General features: G+C 57.6%; 19 protein-coding genes. 12 read left to right on the forward strand and 7 right to left on the reverse strand.

Annotated elements, in window-relative coordinates:
* Positions 1–28 precede the first annotated feature (28 nt).
* The 5 genes from ACW9E7_RS07265 to xthA are packed head-to-tail and all read right to left on the reverse strand — an operon-like array spanning position 29 to position 4,823.
* Positions 29–649 carry an ATP-binding cassette domain-containing protein gene (locus ACW9E7_RS07265; RefSeq protein ID WP_127730452.1) on the reverse strand — a complete coding sequence of 207 codons (621 nt, stop codon included), beginning with the start codon at positions 647–649 and terminating at the stop codon, positions 29–31.
* Positions 649–2,178, reverse strand: a complete 1,530-nt coding sequence (locus tag ACW9E7_RS07270; protein ID WP_458727486.1) for an ABC transporter permease family protein — start codon at positions 2,176–2,178, stop codon at positions 649–651. Before ACW9E7_RS07270 ends, ACW9E7_RS07265 begins: the two co-directional genes overlap by 1 nt.
* Positions 2,151–3,311, reverse strand: a complete 1,161-nt coding sequence (locus ACW9E7_RS07275) for an ABC transporter substrate-binding protein (protein ID WP_458728375.1) — start codon at positions 3,309–3,311, stop codon at positions 2,151–2,153. Before ACW9E7_RS07275 ends, ACW9E7_RS07270 begins: the two co-directional genes overlap by 28 nt.
* Before the next feature lie 15 nt (positions 3,312–3,326).
* The gene (locus ACW9E7_RS07280; RefSeq protein WP_458727487.1) at positions 3,327–4,010 is read right to left on the reverse strand and encodes a TVP38/TMEM64 family protein; all 684 of its coding nucleotides are present in this window, start codon (positions 4,008–4,010) and stop codon (positions 3,327–3,329) included.
* Between the two features lie 6 nt (positions 4,011–4,016).
* Complete coding sequence (gene xthA / locus ACW9E7_RS07285; RefSeq protein WP_111965595.1) at positions 4,017–4,823, reverse strand: exodeoxyribonuclease III; 807 nt, start codon at positions 4,821–4,823, stop codon at positions 4,017–4,019.
* Between the two features lie 433 nt (positions 4,824–5,256).
* Here xthA and astC point away from each other — a divergent pair, with 433 nt between their 5' ends.
* The 7 genes from astC to ves all read left to right on the forward strand — a co-directional run bounded on the left by astC (position 5,257) and on the right by ves (position 12,967).
* Entirely contained in the window at positions 5,257–6,477 is a 1,221-nt protein-coding gene (gene astC, locus ACW9E7_RS07290; RefSeq protein WP_320717744.1) for a succinylornithine/acetylornithine transaminase, read from the forward strand.
* Positions 6,474–7,508: an arginine N-succinyltransferase gene (astA, locus tag ACW9E7_RS07295; protein WP_111965597.1), complete on the forward strand. Its 1,035-nt coding sequence runs from the start codon at positions 6,474–6,476 to the stop codon at positions 7,506–7,508. The genes astC and astA overlap by 4 nt, the downstream gene beginning before the upstream one ends.
* Complete coding sequence (gene astD, locus ACW9E7_RS07300; RefSeq protein ID WP_458727488.1) at positions 7,505–8,992, forward strand: succinylglutamate-semialdehyde dehydrogenase; 1,488 nt, start codon at positions 7,505–7,507, stop codon at positions 8,990–8,992. The genes astA and astD overlap by 4 nt, the downstream gene beginning before the upstream one ends.
* Entirely contained in the window at positions 8,979–10,304 is a 1,326-nt protein-coding gene (gene astB, locus ACW9E7_RS07305) for an N-succinylarginine dihydrolase (RefSeq protein WP_458727489.1), read from the forward strand. Before astD ends, astB begins: the two co-directional genes overlap by 14 nt.
* A gap of 10 nt (positions 10,305–10,314) precedes the next feature.
* Positions 10,315–11,280 (forward strand): succinylglutamate desuccinylase, encoded by a 966-nt coding sequence (gene astE / locus ACW9E7_RS07310; RefSeq protein WP_458727490.1) that lies wholly within the window; start codon positions 10,315–10,317, stop codon positions 11,278–11,280.
* A 337-nt stretch (positions 11,281–11,617) separates the two neighbouring features.
* Positions 11,618–12,112 (forward strand): ATP-independent periplasmic protein-refolding chaperone Spy, encoded by a 495-nt coding sequence (spy, locus tag ACW9E7_RS07315; protein ID WP_023311279.1) that lies wholly within the window; start codon positions 11,618–11,620, stop codon positions 12,110–12,112.
* A 297-nt stretch (positions 12,113–12,409) separates the two neighbouring features.
* Positions 12,410–12,967: an environmental stress-induced protein Ves gene (ves, locus tag ACW9E7_RS07320; RefSeq protein WP_115874816.1), complete on the forward strand. Its 558-nt coding sequence runs from the start codon at positions 12,410–12,412 to the stop codon at positions 12,965–12,967.
* Here the strand turns inward: ves and cho are convergent.
* Both cho and nadE read right to left on the reverse strand, forming a co-directional pair.
* Positions 12,945–13,823 carry an excinuclease Cho gene (gene cho / locus ACW9E7_RS07325; protein WP_458727491.1) on the reverse strand — a complete coding sequence of 293 codons (879 nt, stop codon included), beginning with the start codon at positions 13,821–13,823 and terminating at the stop codon, positions 12,945–12,947. The genes ves and cho overlap by 23 nt on opposite strands.
* Positions 13,824–13,937: 114 nt before the next feature.
* Positions 13,938–14,765 (reverse strand): ammonia-dependent NAD(+) synthetase, encoded by an 828-nt coding sequence (nadE, locus tag ACW9E7_RS07330; protein WP_111965602.1) that lies wholly within the window; start codon positions 14,763–14,765, stop codon positions 13,938–13,940.
* Between the two features lie 232 nt (positions 14,766–14,997).
* Between nadE and osmE the strand changes: the two genes are divergently transcribed.
* The 5 genes from osmE (at position 14,998) to chbR (ending at position 18,622) form a co-directional block, all read left to right on the forward strand.
* Positions 14,998–15,342: an osmotically-inducible lipoprotein OsmE gene (osmE, locus tag ACW9E7_RS07335; RefSeq protein WP_010430142.1), complete on the forward strand. Its 345-nt coding sequence runs from the start codon at positions 14,998–15,000 to the stop codon at positions 15,340–15,342.
* 281 nt (positions 15,343–15,623) lie between these two features.
* A complete protein-coding gene (gene chbB, locus ACW9E7_RS07340) occupies positions 15,624–15,941 on the forward strand; it encodes a PTS N,N'-diacetylchitobiose transporter subunit IIB (RefSeq protein ID WP_008500676.1) in 318 nt (105 codons plus the stop codon).
* 79 nt (positions 15,942–16,020) lie between these two features.
* Complete coding sequence (gene chbC, locus ACW9E7_RS07345) at positions 16,021–17,379, forward strand: PTS N,N'-diacetylchitobiose transporter subunit IIC (RefSeq protein WP_032657878.1); 1,359 nt, start codon at positions 16,021–16,023, stop codon at positions 17,377–17,379.
* 47 nt (positions 17,380–17,426) lie between these two features.
* On the forward strand, positions 17,427–17,774 hold the full coding sequence (chbA, locus tag ACW9E7_RS07350; protein ID WP_115874818.1) for a PTS N,N'-diacetylchitobiose transporter subunit IIA: 348 nt from the start codon (positions 17,427–17,429) through the stop codon (positions 17,772–17,774).
* Between the two features lie 29 nt (positions 17,775–17,803).
* On the forward strand, positions 17,804–18,622 hold the full coding sequence (chbR, locus tag ACW9E7_RS07355) for a transcriptional regulator ChbR (protein WP_029740446.1): 819 nt from the start codon (positions 17,804–17,806) through the stop codon (positions 18,620–18,622).
* Positions 18,623–18,719 lie beyond the last annotated feature (97 nt).

Genomic DNA, 18,719 nt, shown 5'->3' on the forward strand with positions numbered 1-18,719 from the left:
CCGAAACGGAAAACATTGCGTTAGCACATTATTGCCAGCGAGAAATCTCAATCAGCTTGCCCCCGGGCGGAATATCGTCCTCATCGTGCGTGACCAGCACCACCGGGATATTGCGCGAGCGGACGGCGTCAAAAACCCATGCCCGAAACGAGGCTCGCAACGCTTTATCGAGGCGGCTGAACGGTTCATCCAGCAGCAGCGCCTGCGGCTCCGCGAGCAGGGCGCGCAGCAGGCTAACCCGGGCGCGCTCCCCGCCTGAAAGGGTGGCCGGGTCGCTGGCGTAATGACCGCTCAGCCCCGCGGAATTCAGAGCCTGCTCGACCGCTTCCCGACGGGCGCGTCCGGTGATGCGCTCGGGCAGCGCCAGCAGCAAATTCTGCCCGACGCTGAACTGTTCGAACAGCAGCGCGTCCTGAAAGAGAATACCCAGCCCGCGGGATTCCACGGGGAGACCGTCGCAGCGACGCGCGTCCAGCCACAGTTCGCCCCGCGCCTGGAAATCGTCTGACAGCGCGCCGACCATCCAGGCAAAAAGGGTCGATTTCCCGCTGCCGGACGGCCCCATCAGGGTGACGATCTCCCCGCGGGGCACGCAAAAACTGACCTCGCGGAAAAGCGGTTCGATGGTGAGATTGTTAACCTTCAGCATTAACGTAATCCTTGTCGGTAGCGGCCCACGAGCCGGGACAACAGGGCAGCAAGACCAAACACCGTGCCCGTGACCAGCAGTAGTCCCAGCGCCCGGTTAGCGAGGATCGGGATGCTGCCCCCGCTGCTGAGCGCGACGGTTTCGGTGGTCAGGGTGGCGAAGCGCCCCGCGCCCAGCCACAGCGTCGGCATGTATTGCGCCATGCTGACGGAAAAACCGGTGGCAAAGGCCAGCAGCGCAGGGCGCACCAGCAGGGGGCATTTCAGCAGCAAGAAGATTTTTGCCCGTCGCCAGCCGAGCGTCCTGGCGGTAAGGATAAGTCGGGGATCTATCCGCCGCCAGGTGGGCTGCAGCACCAGCAGCATCCACGGTAACACCCAGAGCAGATGGCTCCAGAGCACGGCGGCGTAGTGCCCGTCGACGCCCAGGTGAAGCGCAATCGCGTACTGGCCGGTGACGAGCGGGAGGGCCGGAAGGGCGAGCGGTAGCCACACCCACAGTACGCCGCGCTGCGGACCCCATTCCAGCCAGAGCAAGCCGACGACCAGGGCGATCAGGCCTGAAAGCAGACCGAAGGAAAGGCTGCTTCCCACCGGGCCAACGTCATTCCTTTGCGCCAGCATCAACAGCACCACGGCGCACAGCACGCCGCACGCGGGGAGGAACCCGCTCAGTGCTCGCTCAGGCAGGAGGCGCTGAGACCGGGGACGCGTCCCCGCGACTTCCGGAATGGTGCGACGCCATGCTTTCCAGAGGCCGTACCCGAGGGCGGCAAGCGCGGACAGCAGCAGAAGGAGAAGCAGGCACAGCAGCGTCCCTTTTGCCTGCTGCTGCGCGTCGCCCTGGCTCAGCCACTGCCAGGCCAGCACGGCCAGGGTAGGCGGGTTGCCGGGCCCGAGAACGATCGCTACGTCCACGACCGAGAGCGACCATGCCAGCACCGCCAGCATCACTGCGCCGAGGACTGGCGCGATGGCCGGGAGAATCAGCCAGCTGAGCGTCTGAAAACGCCCGTAGCCAAAGGTTTGCAGGACGATCTTCTGCTGCGCGAGCCGCTTCTCCGGCAGCACGGCGTAAATCGCCCACAGCACAAACGCGCTCTCTTTGACCGCGAGCGTCAGGCCCAGCCCGGCGCCGTATCGGTCAAACGGCGGCGAACAGACGGTGCAGATCTGATAAAACAGACCGCCCTCGGCAAAAAGCAGTAATGCGCCGGTGGCGAACGCCACATGGGGGATCGCCAGTAGCCACGGCAGGCGGGTAGTGAGACGGCGCCAGCGCTTACCGGGCCATAAAAGGCTGACGAGGAAAAGGGCAATCAGCAACGCACCGAGCGTGGCGATGAGCGTTGAGACCAGCGTAGCGACGGCCGCCTGCGGCAGCTGCGGATCGTTCATCAGCCGCTGCCAGTTTGTCAACGAAAACGCCGGTGCCAACAGCATGGCGCCTGCGGGCAGGACCGGCAGATAAATCACCGCCATCGCCAGCCAGACTAGCCCGCTCAGCGGGTGCCGTAACGACGCAGCCATTCCTGCTCCAGCACGTTCACCCAGGCGGACTGCGGCTCTGCAAGCACCTTCGGCAACTCCTGAGGCGTGTGGGCCAGCAGCTGTTTGGCTTCACCTTCGGGCAGCGTTTTGGCATCCAGCACGCTCGGATCGCCCCAGATGGCCGGGTCGGCCTTGCGGATCTGCGCCTGCGGTGACAGCAGGAAATTAGCGACCACTTTTGCACCCGCGCTGGCGCCGGCATTGGCCGGAATCGCCACAAAATGGACGTTACCTAGCATCCCACTCTGGAAACCAAAGCTGTAGCTGTCGCCAGGCAGTTCGCCGCTCGCTATTTTTTGCTGACCATGGGCCGGGTTAAAGGTCAGGGACAGGTTCAGGCTGCCGCTGGCAAGCAGGGCATCCATCCGTGCAGGGGAAGGGGGGAAATCTTTCCCTTCGCGCCACAGCTGCGGGTGGAGTTTGTCCAGATAATCCCAGAGCGGTGCCGTCACCTCGGCAAAGGTGCTATCGGGAGCCTTTTGCAGCGCGCCCGGGTGAGCGGTCAGCGTCAGCAGCAGCTGCTCAAGAAATGCCGTGCCGGTAAAATCGGGCGGGCGCGGATAGCTGATCTTGCCGGGGTGCTGCTGCGCGTAAGCCAGCAGCGCCTGAGGATCCACAGGCGGCGTCGGCATGCTGGCCTTGCGGGCGATAAAGGTCAGCTGCGCGCCGCCCCATGGCGATTCCGCCCCGTCGGTTGGGACGGCAAAATCTTCGGTGACCGGTTTGCGGGTATCAACATAGCGCCAGTTTGGCAGCGTCTGCGCCCATCCGGTTTGCAGCAGGTTCGCCTCTTTCAGCGTGCGGAAGTTTTCGCCGTTAATCCACAGCAGGTCAACCGAGCCGTTGGTCTTACGCCCCGAGGCGGCTTCGGTCTGAATACGTTTTACGGCGTCGGCAGCATCCGCCAGCGGGACGATTTTAAGGGTAATGGCATAGTGCGTTTGCATCTCGCCGCTGACCCATTCCAGATAGCGGTTGACCGCCGGATCGCCGCCCCAGGCGTTAAACCAGACGGTCTGGCCTTTAGCCTGTTGCTGAATGGCCTGCCAGCCGTCGGCGGCAAATAGGGGGGCTGCCAGCAGCAGACCGGTCAGAAACGTGCAAAAACGCACACGGCGCATAATGCCTCACTTTTTAGCAGACGGGAGAAAACGGGAAAACAGCCAGCGGGTGACCAGCGGTAATAACCCCAGTAGTGTAAAGGCGAATACCATGCCAGGCGACAAAATATCGCGCAGCGATGCCACTTTTCCCAGCTCGCGCCCGGCGTTCAGAAAGATAATCGTGGCGGGCAGCATGGCTGCCTGGCTGACCCACCAGTAGCGGCAGACGCCAATGCGTGTCAGCCCCATCAGCAAATTCACCAGGAAAAACGGGAACAGCGGCATCAGGCGCAGGGCAAAAAGATAGCCCGCTCCGTCGCGCGCCATGCCAGCGTTTACCGTTTTCATCTGCTGAGCAAACCGCTGCTGAACCCAGTCGCGCAGCAGATAACGGCTTGCGAGCATCGCAAGCGTCGCCCCGAGGGTGGAGGCAAACGAGACCAGCACGGTGCCTTTCCACAGGCTAAACAACGCCCCGCCCAGCAGGGTAAGGATCGCCGCGCCGGGAATCGAGAGGGCGGAGACCGCCACATAGATCGCAAAAAAGGTCAGCGCGCTGCGCAGCGGCGCGTGGTCAACATGGGAGAGGAGTGCCTGCTGGTGGGTTTTAATTCCTTCCAGGGAGAGGGTTCCCGGGGGAAGCATGACAAACGTCAGAATAAATGCGCCCAGAAGGGCGCACAGGAAGAGTGTTTTTCGAATGTTCACGCGTCATTACAGCTTGAATTTAGCCCACACCGGCGCGTGGTCAGACGGTTTTTCCATGCTGCGGATGTCGTAGTCGATCCCGGTTTCGATGCAGCGCTCTGCCAGCGGCGAACTGGCCAGCAGCAGGTCGATACGCAGGCCGCGGTTGTCGTCAAAGCCTTTTGAGCGGTAGTCAAACCAGGAGAAGCGATCCTGCGTTTCCGGGTTGGCGTTGCGGAACGTGTCCACCAGGCCCCAGCCCAGCAGGCGCTCCATCCACTCACGCTCTTCCGGCAGGAAGGAGCATTTGCCGGTGCGCAGCCAGCGTTTGCGGTTCTCTTCGCCGATACCGATATCCAGATCCGTCGGGCTAATATTCATATCGCCCATGATCAGCACCGGATTCTCTTTTTTGAGTTCGGTGGTCAGGTAGTCCTGCAGATCCTGATAAAACTTGGCTTTAGCCGGGAATTTTGTTTCATGGTCACGGCTCTCACCCTGCGGGAAATAGCCGTTAATGACCGTGATATTTCCGAGCGCGGAAGGGACTTCCGCCATGATGATGCGGCGCTGCGCTTCTTCACCGTCGCCGGGGAAGCCGCGACGCACGGAAACCGGCGGCGCTTTGGTCAGCAGCGCGACGCCATAGTGACCTTTCTGGCCGTGATAAAAGACGTTGTAGCCGAGTTTCGCCACCTCTTCGAGGGGGAACATGTCGTCGTGAACCTTTGTCTCCTGCAGGCCGATCACATCTGGCTGATGTTGCTCAACGATAGCTTCAAGCTGATGAGGGCGGGCACGCAGGCCGTTGATATTAAAAGAGACAAATTTCATAGTCGCTGCCAGTGCAAGGTGAATAGTGCAAGGATGGTAGCAGAATTTGCGTCAACTGTTACCGGCTTCGGCCAATAACTGCAACAGATAATGCCGGTGGTGCAATATTTGCACCATTCTGACGCGCCTCGCCCTCAAACAGGGCGTAAATGACCGATAAATTTCGCGAGCGATCACAATTCCAGAATTATATTTGGCCTGTGCATACTCTTTCTGATTTTCATGCGGCAAAGCGCCGCTTGTCGTAAAAATATTCACTTTTTATGCACTAAGAGTGAATAACTCCATGTCGTAACTTGTTGATATTCTGTTACCTCAACCCGTTTATGCAATTTTATCGCTGGCTGGCACGAAGGCTGCAATCTACATTCACAGTGCAAACACTCAATTATTTAACATTCAAATAACTTTTTATTTACCGGATGAGGTCGCTATGTCTCTGTCAATTACGCGTGAAAATTTCGATGAATGGATGATGCCGGTTTACGCTCCGGCGGCTTTTATTCCGGTTCGTGGGGAAGGCTCGCGCCTGTGGGATCAGCAGGGTAAAGAGTATATCGACTTTGCCGGTGGGATTGCGGTCAACGCGCTGGGTCATGCGCATCCTGCGCTGCGTCAGGCGCTCAATGACCAGGCGGCGAAGTTCTGGCATACCGGCAACGGCTTTACCAACGAGCCCGCGCTGCGCCTGGCCAAAAAACTGATCGACGCGACGTTTGCGGAGAAGGTCTTTTTCTGTAACTCGGGGGCGGAAGCCAACGAAGCGGCGCTGAAGCTGGCGCGCAAATATGCGCACGATAAATTTGGTACCCACAAGAGCGGCATCGTGGCGTTTAAAAATGCCTTCCACGGGCGCACGCTCTTTACCGTCAGCGCGGGCGGCCAGCCTTCATACTCGCAGGATTTCGCCCCGCTGCCGCCGGATATCCGTCACGGTATTTATAACGATCTGCAGTCCGCCAGCGAGCTGATTAACGACACCACCTGCGCGGTGATCGTCGAGCCGATGCAGGGCGAGGGCGGCGTGCTTCCGGCGAAAAAGGAATTCCTGCAGGGGCTGCGCGAGCTGTGCGATCGTCATAACGCGGTGCTGATTTTCGACGAAGTGCAGACCGGCGTTGGCCGCACCGGCGAGCTGTATGCCTATATGCACTACGGCGTCACGCCGGACGTGCTTTCGACCGCCAAAGCGCTGGGCGGCGGCTTCCCGATTGGCGCGACGCTGACCATCGATAAATTCGCCAGCGTGATGACCGTCGGCACCCACGGCACCACCTACGGCGGCAACCCGCTGGCCACCGCCGTCGCCGGACAGGTGCTCGACATCATTAACACCCCTGAGGTGCTGAAGGGCGTTAAGCAGCGCCACGACTGGTTTGTTGAGCGCCTGAACGCCATCAACGGCAAAACGGGGCTGTTTAAAGAGATCCGCGGCCTGGGGCTGTTAATCGGCTGCGAGCTCACAGCTGAGTTTGCCGGGAAAGCTAAACTTATTTCACAGGAAGCGGCAAAAGTGGGCGTGATGGTGCTGATTGCCGGTGCCAACGTAGTGCGTTTTGCTCCCGCGCTGATCGTCAGCGAGGAAGAGGTGCAAACCGGTCTGGACCGCTTTGCGCTGGCGTGTGAAAAAGTGAAATCCGGGGTGTCATCATGATGGTCATCCGTCCCGTTGAGCGCGGCGACCTCGCCGGGCTCATGCAGCTTGCCGGTAAGACGGGAGGCGGGCTGACCTCGCTTCCTGCCGATGAAAATACGCTGTCGGCGCGCATTGAGCGCGCCCTGCAAACCTGGCAGGGGACGTTGCCTAAAAGCGAACAGGGGTATGTGTTCGTACTGGAAGACACCGACACGGGAACCGTGGCAGGGATCTGCGCCATTGAAGTGGCCGTCGGGCTTAACGATCCGTGGTACAACTACCGCGTCGGCACCATGGTTCACGCCTCGAAAGAGCTGAACGTCTATAACGCGCTGCCCACGCTGTTTCTCTGCAATGACCACACGGGCGCCAGCGAGCTGTGCACGCTGTTCCTCGACCCGGCGTGGCGAAAAGAGGGCAACGGTTATCTGCTCTCCAAGTCGCGCTTTATGTTTATGGCCGCCTTCCGCGATCGCTTTAACGAAAAAGTGGTTGCGGAGATGCGCGGCGTAATCGACGACACCGGCTACTCGCCGTTCTGGGAGAGCCTGGGCGAGCGCTTCTTCTCAATGGAGTTCAGCCGGGCGGACTATCTCTGCGGTACCGGCCAGAAAGCCTTTATCGCCGAGCTGATGCCGAAGCATCCTATCTATACCCATTTCCTCAGCCCGGAAGCGCAGGCGGTGATTGGCGAAGTCCATCCGCAAACCGCGCCCGCCCGCGCGGTGCTGGAGAAAGAAGGCTTCCGCTACCGCAACTATGTCGACATCTTTGACGGCGGGCCTACGCTTGAGTGCGACATCGACCGCGTGCGCGCGATCCGTAAAAGCCGTCTGGTTGAGGTCTCTGAAGGCCAGCCCGCGCCGGGCGACTGGCCGGCATGCCTGGTGGCGAACGAAAATTACGCCAACTTCCGCGCCATGCTGGTGCGGACCAACCCGAAATGTGAACGTCTGGTGCTGACGGCTGCAGAACTGGATGCCCTGAAATGTAACGCCGGCGATAAGGTTCGCCTGGTGCGTCTCTGCCCTGAGGAGAAAACAGCATGACATTATGGATTAACGGTGACTGGGTCACGGGCGAAGGCGAACAGCGCGTAAAGACCAATCCGGTAGGAAAAGAGGTGCTCTGGAAGGGGAACGACGCCAGCGCCGCGCAGGTGGAACAAGCCTGCCATGCCGCCCGCCGCGCGTTTCCGGCGTGGGCAAAACAGCCTTTCGCCGTGCGCCAGGAAATTGTTGAAAAGTTTGCCGGGCTGCTGGAGGCAAACAAGGCCGAGCTGACGCGCATCATCGCGTCTGAAACCAGCAAACCGCGCTGGGAAGCGGCAACCGAAGTGACGGCGATGATCAACAAAATCGCCATTTCGGTGAAGGCGTACCACACCCGTACCGGCGAACAGCACACCGAGATGCAGGACGGCGCGGCCACGCTGCGCCACCGTCCGCACGGCGTGCTGGCGGTGTTTGGTCCGTACAACTTCCCGGGGCATCTGCCGAATGGGCACATTGTTCCCGCGCTGCTGGCGGGCAATACCGTCATCTTCAAACCGAGCGAGCTCACGCCATTAACCGGCGAAGCGGTGGTTAAGCTGTGGGAACAGGCAGGCCTGCCGCCGGGCGTGCTGAACCTGGTGCAGGGCGGACGGGAAACCGGTCAGGCGCTGAGCGCGCTGAGCGATATCGACGGCCTGCTGTTTACCGGCAGCGCCGGGACGGGCTATCAGCTGCACCGCCAGCTGGCTGGGCAGCCGGAAAAAATTCTGGCGCTGGAGATGGGGGGCAATAACCCGCTGATAGTGGAAGACCCGGATGATATTGACGCCGCGGTGCACCTGACGATTCAGTCCGCCTTTATAACCGCCGGACAGCGCTGCACCTGTGCCCGCCGTCTGCTGGTGAAAAGAGGTGCGCAGGGTGATGCTTTCCTGAAACGTCTTGTAGAGGTAAGCGCGCGTCTGGTGCCTGCCGCGTGGGATGCCGATCCGCAGCCGTTTATCGGCGGACTGATTTCCGAACAGGCCGCGCTGAACGTGCTTAAGGCCTGGCAGGACCACGTCGCGCGCGGCGCGAAAACCCTGCTGGAGCCGAAGCTGGTTCAGCCAGGAACCTCGCTGCTGACGCCGGGCATCGTAGAGATGAGTGGCGCGAGCAACGTGCCGGATGAAGAGGTCTTTGGTCCGCTGCTGTGCGTCTGGCGTTACGACGATTTTGATGCGGCCATTTCGATGGCGAATAACACCCGCTACGGCCTGTCGAGCGGGCTGATTTCGCCGCATCGCGAGAAGTTTGAACAACTGCTGCTGGAAGCGCGCGCCGGGATCGTGAACTGGAATAAACCGCTGACCGGGGCCGCGAGCACCGCGCCGTTCGGCGGCGTGGGCGCGTCGGGCAACCATCGCGCCAGCGCGTGGTATGCCGCCGATTATTGTGCATGGCCGATGGCGAGCCTGGAAACCCCGGCGCTGACGCTGCCGGAGACGCTTAATCCGGGGCTGGACTTTACCGGAGGGGATCGCCATGAAAGCGCGTGAAGTCAACTTTGACGGGCTGGTGGGGCTGACGCACCACTACGCCGGTCTCTCTTTTGGTAATGAAGCCTCCACGAAGCACCGCTTTCAGGTCTCGAACCCGAAGCTGGCGGCGAAGCAGGGGCTGCTAAAAATGAAGGCGCTGGCGGATGCCGGTTTCCCGCAGGCGGTGATCCCGCCGCAGGAGCGTCCGAACGTGGCGGTGCTGCGTCAGCTCGGCTTTAGCGGCACCGATGAGCAGGTGGTTGAAAAAGCGGGTACGCAGACGCCGCACCTGCTCTCGGCGGCAAGCTCGGCCTCTTCGATGTGGGTCGCCAACGCGGCAACCGTCGCGCCGTCAGCCGATACGCTGGATGGCAAAGTCCACCTGACGGTGGCGAACCTGAATAACAAGTTTCACCGCGCCACCGAAGCGGAAACCACCGAGCGCGTGCTGCGCGCCATTTTCAACCAGGACGCCCATTTTGCGGTGCATCAGGCCCTGCCGCAGGTGGCGATGTTTGGCGACGAAGGCGCGGCCAACCATAACCGCCTGGGAGGCGACTATGGCGACCCGGGCCTGCAGCTGTTTATCTACGGGCGAGAAGAGGGGGGCCACGCCGCGCCAACCCGTTATCCTGCTCGTCAGACGCTGGAAGCCAGCCAGGCGGTTGCTCGCCTGAACCAGGTCAATCCTTCCCAGGTGGTTTTTGCCCAGCAAAACCCGCATGTGATTGACCAGGGCGTGTTCCATAACGACGTGATTGCCGTTTCTAACCGCCAGGTGCTGTTCTGCCACGAGCAGGCGTTTGCCCATCAGGAGAAGCTGCTCGCCACGCTGCATGAGCGCGTGCGCGGCTTCACGCCAGTCCAGGTGCCAACGGAGGCGGTGAGCGTGCAGGACGCGGTAGAAACCTATCTGTTCAACAGCCAGCTGCTGAGCCGTGACGATGGCAGCATGATGCTGGTCCTGCCGCAGGAATCACGGGATCACAAAGGCGTGTGGCGCTACCTGACGGAGCTGGTGAAGGCCGATAACCCGATTGACGAACTGCGCGTGTTTGACCTGCGCGAAAGCATGGCCAACGGCGGCGGGCCAGCCTGTTTACGTCTGCGCGTGGTCTTGACTCAGGACGAAATGCAGGCGGTGAACCCCGCGGTCATGATGAACGATACGCTCTTTACGCGGCTGAATGACTGGGTCGATCGCTACTATCGCGATCGTCTGACGCAGGCGGATCTGGTTGACCCGCAGCTTCTGCGTGAAGGACGCGAGGCGCTGGACGCGTTATCGACAATCCTGCAGCTGGGATCGGTTTACCCGTTCCAGCGCTAAAGGAGTGGATATGGAAAATTTACTGGCGCTGACCCTGGCCGATGAGACGCCGGAACAGAAAGAGGGGGACGGCCCCTCATTTCGCTGGCGGTGGCTGGGGCGCGGGGTGCTTCAGCTGACGCCGACCGTAAAAAGCGATCTCTCGCTGCTGCTTTCAACGGGTATCCACGGGAATGAAACCGCGCCCGTTGAGATTGTTGATCTGCTGCTGCGTGCGCTGTATCGCAATGAGATCGAACTAAAGTGCCGCGTGCTGGTGGTGCTCGGCAATCCCCCTGCGCTGGCGCAAAACAAACGGTATCTGGTGAGCGACATTAACCGCATGTTCGGCGGCCGCTGGTCGCAGTTTCCGCAGAGCGATGAAACGGCGCGGGCAGAGTGGCTGGAGAACGTCGTGACCGCGTTTTTTGCCGTCGCGGGGCCGGGGCGCTGGCATCTGGATCTGCATACGGCAATCCGCGCATCTTACCACGTTCGCTTCGGCGTTCTGCCGCAGCGCAGTCAGCCGTGGGATGAAGCGTTCCTGAGCTGGCTAGGTGACGCCGGGCTGGAGGCGCTGGTATTTCATCAGTCGCCGGGCGGAACCTTTACCCATTTCACCTGTGAACGTTTCGCTGCGCTGGCCTGCACGCTGGAGCTGGGAAAAGCGCTACCGTTCGGCCAGAACGATCTGACCCGCTTTGCGCCTACGCATCTCGCCCTTCGGGCGCTGCTGGGAGGAACGGCTCCCGAGCACGCGCATCAGCCCGTTGAGCGGTATCGGGTCGTGCAGCAGATCACGCGCCGCAGCGATGCTTTCCAGCTCCACATGGCCGCGCACACCCTGAACTTCACCCCGTTCCGCAAAGGGGCGCTGCTGGCTGAGGATGGCGAGGAACGTTACGAGGTGCAGAACACCACCGAGTATGTCTTGTTCCCTAACCCCACCGTCGCGTTTGGCCTGCGGGCCGGGCTGATGCTGGAAAAAATATCCTGAACCTTTCCCCTCTCATCATCCGGGAGGGGGGGTAAAAAACTTTTCTTAACGATTAAAGCGCTTGCGATTATTTTGCAGAATATTCCTGGTGAATTGCTTTATTATTGATCTGCACTTCGCTATACTTTTGCTAAATCTCTTTAAAATCATCGAATTGAATATTTTTTGTTGCAACTCTCCACGCTTTATCCTTATTTCCTCCACATTTGGCGAAAATTTGTTTTTTACACTTTCATTGTTTTACCGTTGCTCTGACTAATTGACGATAAACCCCGTAAAGTTAATCTCGTCAACACGGCATAGCGCCGAAGAATAACTGAAAGAAAGGAAATAAATTATGCGTAAGTTTACTGCACTGTTTGTTGCTTCTACCCTGGCTCTGGGCGCTACCAGCATGGCGTTCGCCGCAGATACTGCGACCACTACGACTGCCGCGCCTGCTGAAGGCAAAATGATGATGCATCATAAAGGTCCGGGTATGCACAACGAGATGATGATGTTCAAGGATCTCAACCTGACGGATGCGCAGAAGCAGCAGATCCGCGATATCAGAAAAGGCGAACGCGACCAGATGAAACGTCCACCGCTTGAAGAGCGTCGTGCGATGCATGACATCATCGCCAGCGACAGCTTCGATAAGGCGAAAGCCGAAGCGCAGATCGACAAAATGGCCGAGCAGCACAAAGCCCGCATGCTGGCTCACATGGAAACCCAGAACAAGATCTACAACATTCTGACCCCGGAACAGAAAAAACAATTTAATGCGAATTTTGAGAAGCGTCTGACAGAACGTCCGGCGATGGAAGGTAAAATGCCAGCACCAACCGAATAATCGGTTCACTCTCTTAAGACCGCCGGGATCCTGTCCACAAAAGCGCAATCGCTGTGGACAGGACCGGCGGTTTTTCTTTCCTGCCCTCTTGTCTGCCGCCGCCAGCGCGGTATGCTCCTGTAGTCGCATCAGAGAATGTTTGTAGAGTCATGGCGTTAGAATTTTTATTAACGTTCCGCTAAGGCCTGCCCGCTCTGCTGCCGATACTGTTTCTGTGAATTCCCAACGATAACAAACAAGACAGCAACGATAGCGATATCCTTGCCCTGGCACGGGTTGTGCCATTCAGGAGTGGTGATGGAGTTCTTTGATATCCGTAAGATGCCGGTCAGCCTCTGGCGCAATGGTGCGGGTGAAACGCGTGAGATTTGTTGTTTCCCTCCCGCGACGCGGGATTTTCAATGGCGTGCCAGTATCGCGACTATTGCAAGCAACGGCGAATTTTCCTCGTTTCCAGGCGTCGACCGGGTGATCACGTTACTGGAAGGAGGGGAGGTGACGCTGGATGCCGGTCAAGCATTCTTCCATACCCTCAAGCACCATCAGCCCTACAGCTTTGCCGGCGATCTGCCGGTGAAAGCGCTGCTGTCCGATGGGCGGATGGCGATGGACTTCAACATCATGACCCGGCGCGACTGCTGCCGGGCGAAGGTGCGCGTGGCTGACCGTACCTTTACCACCTTTGGCTCACGCGGGGGGGTGGTGTTTGTGTTAAGCGGGGCGTGGCAGCTGGGTGATAAATTGCTGACGGCCGATCAGGGCGCCAGCTGGGAGGAGGGTACCCATACGCTGCGTCTGCTGGAGGCTCAGGGCACCTTATTGTTCAGCGAAATCACGTGGCTGCCGGGCCATTGAGTTCAATGATCTCAAACTTACCGGCCAGGACAGGTTTACAGAGAATTTTGTAGCCATCGTGGTCAAATCCGGCGGGCGTGCGCAGCAGGGTTGCCGCGTCGTTGATGTCGTCGACAGCGCCCAGCCAGAGCCAGTTATTGACGATGTGATACTGGGTCATCGCGTCACCCACTTCTTTTAGCGCAACGGCGCTTTCCCAGGGCCAGCACTTCACGCTAATGGCCCCCAGACCGGAGAGGAGCCGGGCGTGGTGCGCCTCAATGCTCTCTTTCCCACAGCAGGCACCGGCGCAGCGCTTCAGCGCGGATCGGAAACAGGCGCGTCCGCGGGTGGTTGCCTCCAGACCTAAAAGGCTGTAGCAAAGCTGCAGCTCGTCCGCCAGCGTCTGCAGCGCCCGGAGCGCGGCGCGTTTATTGGCGAACAGCCCATAGAGATTGGGGGCATGTGAAAAATCGACCTCGCGCGCGTAGACGACCTGCGGCTTGCCATCGTTGATCTGCAGGGAGCAGAGCTGACGGTTGCGGCGCAGGCGCTTGTTGAACAGCGGCTGCTGCTCTTTAATCAAACGCGCTTCCAGCAATAGCGCGCCCATTTCTCCGGCCGTCTGGAACCAGGTAATGCGTCGCGACTGGCGCAGCATGGCGGCCTCGTCCGGGGTACGCAGATGGGATAACACCCGACTGCGAATGTTAACGCTCTTGCCAATGTAGAGCGGCAGGGTGTCGCTTTCGCCGTGAAAGATGTACACGCCCGGCTGTTTAGGCAATGCTTCAAGCCAGGGGCGAAGGTGCTCGGGATATTCGTAGATAGCCGCCGCTTCAAACTCAAGACGCGGGGCGGATTGACGCCTGCTCACATACTGCTCCATATACTGTTCAGGTATACAGTGTAGCAGGAGTGTGGTGGTTAAAAAAGAGCCGGGTGGCGGCGACGCCTTACCCGGCCTACAAAACGGGGTTACCGTTTTGCTTTATTTTTTCCAGAAGTCGTCAAACACCGTAATGGGCGTGTGGCGCTTGTGCTCGGTTTTCAGATACCAGCCTTCGATGATTTTCGCGGTACGTTCATCCAGCTTTTTGCCTTCCAGATAATCATCAATGTTGTCATAGGTGACGCCAAGCGCTGCTTCATCCGGCAGGGAAGGGCGATCGTCCTCCAGATCGGCTGTCGGCGCTTTCTTATACAGATGCTCAGGACAGCCCAGCGCGGCAAGCAGCTGCTTGCCCTGACGCTTGTTGAGACGAAAGATAGGGTTAATGTCGGTGCCGCCGTCGCCGTATTTGGTGAAGAAACCGGTGATCGCTTCTGCCGCATGGTCGGTGCCGACCACGACGCCTTTGGTCATCCCGGCGATGCTGTACTGTGCTTTCATACGTTCGCGTGCCTTTTCATTGCCGCGAACGAAATCGCTCAGCTCAATGCCCGCTTCGCGAAGCGCCTGCTCGCTTGCCAGCACCGAGCCCTTAATATTCACGGTGAGCACGCGGTCAGGCTGAATGAAGGCAATGGCATCCTGGCAATCCTGCTCGTCCGCCTGTACGCCGTAAGGAAGGCGCACAGCGATAAACTGCAGCGTCTCATCGCCCGTCTCTTCGCGAAGCTCTGAAATCGCCATCTGGCAGAGTTTACCGGTCAGGGTAGAGTCCTGGCCGCCGCTGATGCCCAGCACCAGGGATTTCAGGAAAGCGTTCTTTTTTAAGTACGATTTTAAAAAATCCACGCTGCGGCGGATCTCTTCATGTGCATCTACCGTAGGCTTCGCGCCCAGTGCCTGAATAATCTCTTGTTGCAGAGCCATCACGCCCTCCATATGCAGTACATAAACAGAATGTGTTAGCTGTTAAAACTAACCCTTTGGGCGAGAAACGACAAGGATCACAGTTTCGAGTGCGCTAATTTGCGCCGATTTAGCAGCTTATCGTTGTTTTATTAGAATTTTCCGAAATTCGTCTGGCGTAACTCACAAAGTTGAACAATAGTACTTTTTATCCCATGCTTAGATAACACGCTGATAAACAAGAGGACGGAATATGAACAAGAACGTAGCAGGAATTCTTAGCGCAGCGGCGGTACTGACTATGCTGGCAGGGTGTACGGCTTACGATCGCACTAAGGATCAGTTTACGCAGCCCGTAGTAAAAGACGTTAAAAAAGGGATGACCCGTTCGCAGGTGGCTGCGATTGCCGGTAAACCTTCTTCTGAAGTGACCATGATTCATGCGAAAGGGACCTGCCAGACCTATATCCTGGGTCAACGTGATGGTAAGGCAGAAACCTACTTTGTCGCCCTGGATGATACCGGCCATGTGATTAACTCCGGCTATCAGACCTGTGCTGAATACGATACCGATCCGCAGGCACCTAAGGCGCAGTAACCCTGCTTGCCTGAGGATGTAAAAAACCGGCCCCCAGGGCCGGTTTTTTTATGCATCAGAAAATCTTATTTCTTTGCGCGAATTATTTGCCCGAAATGTGAAGGGAGTCAACAAGCCAGGTCAATGAGAGACAATTTGAGTCTATCCAGAATTATCCCCTGTCTGTACCATTGCGTATACTCACTCCAACGATAAACAACAGTACGCGAGCTACCTGTCTGCTGGGACAGCGAGTCGAGTGATAGCGCGATGGCAGGTAGTCATACAAGAGGGAAATCACGATGGAAAAGAAACATATCTACCTGTTCTGCTCAGCGGGCATGTCAACCTCGCTTCTGGTTTCAAAGATGCGTGCGCAGGCTGAAAAGTATGAAGTCCCTGTGGTGATTGAAGCGTTCCCCGAGACGCTGGCGGGCGAAAAAGGTCAGACAGCCGATGTCGTTTTACTGGGACCGCAAATTGCCTATATGTTGCCCGAAATTCAACGACTGTTACCGAATAAACCGGTCGAAGTGATCGACTCGGGGCTGTACGGCAAAATTGATGGTTTAGGTGTTCTTAAAGCTGCTGTGGCAGCCATTAAAAAAGCTGCTAATTAATTTTTATTTTTCCCGTCAAAGAGTTATTTCACACACAATACGCCGTAACATGCGTTACGGCATTTAAGGGTATTTTCCTATGAGTAAAGTCATCGCTTCACTTGAAAAGGTACTCCTTCCTTTTGCTGTTAAAATAGGAAAGCAGCCTCACGTTAATGCCATCAAAAACGGCTTTATTAAATTAATGCCGTTGACGCTGGCCGGGGCCATGTTCGTTTTAATTAACAACGTTTTTCTGAGCTTTGGTGAAGGTTCCTTCTTTTATTCATTAGGAATTCGGTTAGACGCTTCTACTATTGAAACCCTTAATGGTTTTAAAGCCATCGGCGGCAACGTCTATAACGGTACGTTGGGGATTATGTCGCTGATGGCGCCTTTCTTTATTGGGATGGCACTGGCAGAAGAGCGTAAGGTGGATCCGCTGGCCGCCGGGTTATTATCTGTCGCCGCCTTTATGACCGTAACGCCATACAGCGTGGGTGAAGCCTATGCCGTCGGTGCCAACTGGCTGGGCGGGGCCAACATCATCTCCGGTATTGTTATCGGTCTGGTGGTGGCAGAGATGTTCACCTTTATTATCCGCCGCAACTGGGTTATCCGCCTGCCGGATAGCGTACCGGCTTCTGTTTCTCGTTCATTTTCCGCGTTGATTCCGGGCTTCATTATTCTCTCCATCATGGGGATTATCGCCTGGGCGCTCTCCCACTGGGGCACAAACTTCCACCAGATCATCATGGACTCTATCTCTACGCCGCTGGCGTCGATGGGTGGCGTAGTCGGTTGGGCGTATGTGATTTTCACCTCTCTGCTGTGGTTCTTTGGCGTGCATGGTTCACTGGCACTGGCCGCGCTGGACAGCGGAATTATGACCCCATGGGCACTGGAAAACGTTGCGCTTTACCAACAGTACGGCTCCGTTGACGCGGCGCTGGCAGCGGGTAAAACCTTCCATGTGTGGGCGAAGCCGATGCTTGACTCCTATATCTTCCTGGGCGGTACCGGGGCGACCTTGGGTCTGATCATCGCGGTCTTTATTGTCTCTCGCCGTGCTGACTACCGTCAGGTCGCGAAGCTGGCGCTGCCATCAGGCATCTTCCAGATTAACGAACCGATTCTGTTCGGTCTGCCAATCATCATGAACCCGGTAATGTTCATTCCGTTCATCCTGATTCAGCCGCTGCTGGCCGCTATCACCCTGACGGCGTATTACATGGGCATCATACCACCGGTCACCAACATTGCGCCGTGGACCATGCCGGCGGGTCTGGGCGCCTTCTTCAACACCAACGGCAGCGTCGCGGCCTTCCTGCTGGCGATATTCAACCTCGGGGTTGCCACCCTGCTGTACATGCCGTTCGTGGCGATTGCGAACAAAGCCGCCACCATCATTGATGAAGAAGAGAGCGAAGAGGATATTGCCCTCTCACTGAAATTTTAAGATTGACCGGCGCGGGGAAACCCGCGCCAGCCACAAGGAGCTTAAACATGTTAGATTTGGATAGTATTGTCGCAGACGAAGCCGCCGAGAACGATCTGGAAGAAGTGGTGATGGGGCTTATCATCAACTCCGGGCAGGCCCGCAGCCTGGCCTATGGCGCACTGAAGCAGGCCAAGCAGGGGGATTTCGCCGCGGCAAAAACCATGATGGAACAGTCCCGCACGGCGCTTAACGAAGCGCATCTGGTGCAAACAAAGCTGATTGAAAGCGATCAGGGCGAAGGAAAGATGAAGGTCAGCCTGGTGCTGGTCCACGCGCAGGATCACCTGATGACCTCGATGCTGGCGCGCGAGCTGGTGGCGGAGCTCATTGAGCTTCACGAGAAGATGCAGTAAGTCAGACTGAGTAGCAGGAGGTCAGCACGATGGAAATCAAAACCGCGCTTGAACAGCAGCTGTTTAACGGCAAAAATTTTCACGTGGTTATCTACAACAAAACGGAGAGCGCCAGCGGTCTGCACCAGCATGACTACTACGAGTTCACGATTGTTCTGACCGGTCGCTACTATCAGGAGATCAACGGTAAGCGCGTCCTGCTTGAACGAGGGGATTTCGTCTTCCTGCCGATGGGGTCTTACCACCAGAGCTTTTACGAATTTGGTGCCACCCGCATTCTGAACGTGGGCGTCAGCAGACGTTTCTTCGAGAAGCACTATCTGCCGCTGGTGCCGTTCTGCTTTGTGGCCTCTCAGGTCTATCGGGTCAAAAACGAGTTCATGACGTGGATTGAAACGGTTATCGCCTCGCTTAACTTCCGCGACAATGAATTTGATGAGTTTATTGAAACGGTGACCTTCTACGTGATGAACCGGCTGCGCCACCATCGGGAAGAGCAGCAGGTAACGGATGATATTCCACAGTGGCTGCGCAGCACCGTTGAGCTGATGCACGATAAAGGCCAGTTCAGCGAAAATGCGCTGGAAAATATGGTCTCCCTGTCGGGGAAATCCCAGGAATATCTGACCCGCGCGACGCAGCGTTATTATCGTAAAACGCCCGTGCAAATTATTAATGAAATCCGCATTAATTTTGCTAAAAAACAGCTGGAAATCACCAACTATTCTGTCACCGATATTGCATACGAGTCAGGATACAGCAGTCCCAGCCTGTTTATTAAAACCTTTAAGAAATTGACGTCATTTACCCCGAACAGTTACCGGAAAAATTTAACGGTAATTAATTAACTGTCGGCGGATTATCCGCCACGAATATTGCTTTAATGGCTTGCCCAAATAGCGGGAAGAGCACGCTATACCTTGCAGGCGATTAACCTGATACGCT

This window comes from Enterobacter sp. H2G27 (genome assembly GCF_054403075.1).

Excerpts from the sequence above, each read along its gene's own strand:
- nadE (WP_111965602.1), bottom strand. The coding sequence starts at position 14,765 with ATGGCTCTGCAACAAGAGATTATTCAGGCACTGGGCGCGAAGCCTACG.
- astA (WP_111965597.1), top strand. The coding sequence starts at position 6,474 with ATGATGGTCATCCGTCCCGTTGAGCGCGGCGACCTCGCCGGGCTCATG.
- astD (WP_458727488.1), top strand. The coding sequence starts at position 7,505 with ATGACATTATGGATTAACGGTGACTGGGTCACGGGCGAAGGCGAACAG.
- chbR (WP_029740446.1), top strand. The coding sequence starts at position 17,804 with ATGGAAATCAAAACCGCGCTTGAACAGCAGCTGTTTAACGGCAAAAAT.
- ves (WP_115874816.1), top strand. The coding sequence starts at position 12,410 with ATGGAGTTCTTTGATATCCGTAAGATGCCGGTCAGCCTCTGGCGCAAT.
- spy (WP_023311279.1), top strand. The coding sequence starts at position 11,618 with ATGCGTAAGTTTACTGCACTGTTTGTTGCTTCTACCCTGGCTCTGGGC.
- ACW9E7_RS07270 (WP_458727486.1), bottom strand. The coding sequence starts at position 2,178 with ATGGCTGCGTCGTTACGGCACCCGCTGAGCGGGCTAGTCTGGCTGGCG.
- chbA (WP_115874818.1), top strand. The coding sequence starts at position 17,427 with ATGTTAGATTTGGATAGTATTGTCGCAGACGAAGCCGCCGAGAACGAT.
- astC (WP_320717744.1), top strand. The coding sequence starts at position 5,257 with ATGTCTCTGTCAATTACGCGTGAAAATTTCGATGAATGGATGATGCCG.
- astB (WP_458727489.1), top strand. The coding sequence starts at position 8,979 with ATGAAAGCGCGTGAAGTCAACTTTGACGGGCTGGTGGGGCTGACGCAC.
- astE (WP_458727490.1), top strand. The coding sequence starts at position 10,315 with ATGGAAAATTTACTGGCGCTGACCCTGGCCGATGAGACGCCGGAACAG.
- xthA (WP_111965595.1), bottom strand. The coding sequence starts at position 4,823 with ATGAAATTTGTCTCTTTTAATATCAACGGCCTGCGTGCCCGCCCTCAT.
- osmE (WP_010430142.1), top strand. The coding sequence starts at position 14,998 with ATGAACAAGAACGTAGCAGGAATTCTTAGCGCAGCGGCGGTACTGACT.
- chbB (WP_008500676.1), top strand. The coding sequence starts at position 15,624 with ATGGAAAAGAAACATATCTACCTGTTCTGCTCAGCGGGCATGTCAACC.
- ACW9E7_RS07265 (WP_127730452.1), bottom strand. The coding sequence starts at position 649 with ATGCTGAAGGTTAACAATCTCACCATCGAACCGCTTTTCCGCGAGGTC.
- chbC (WP_032657878.1), top strand. The coding sequence starts at position 16,021 with ATGAGTAAAGTCATCGCTTCACTTGAAAAGGTACTCCTTCCTTTTGCT.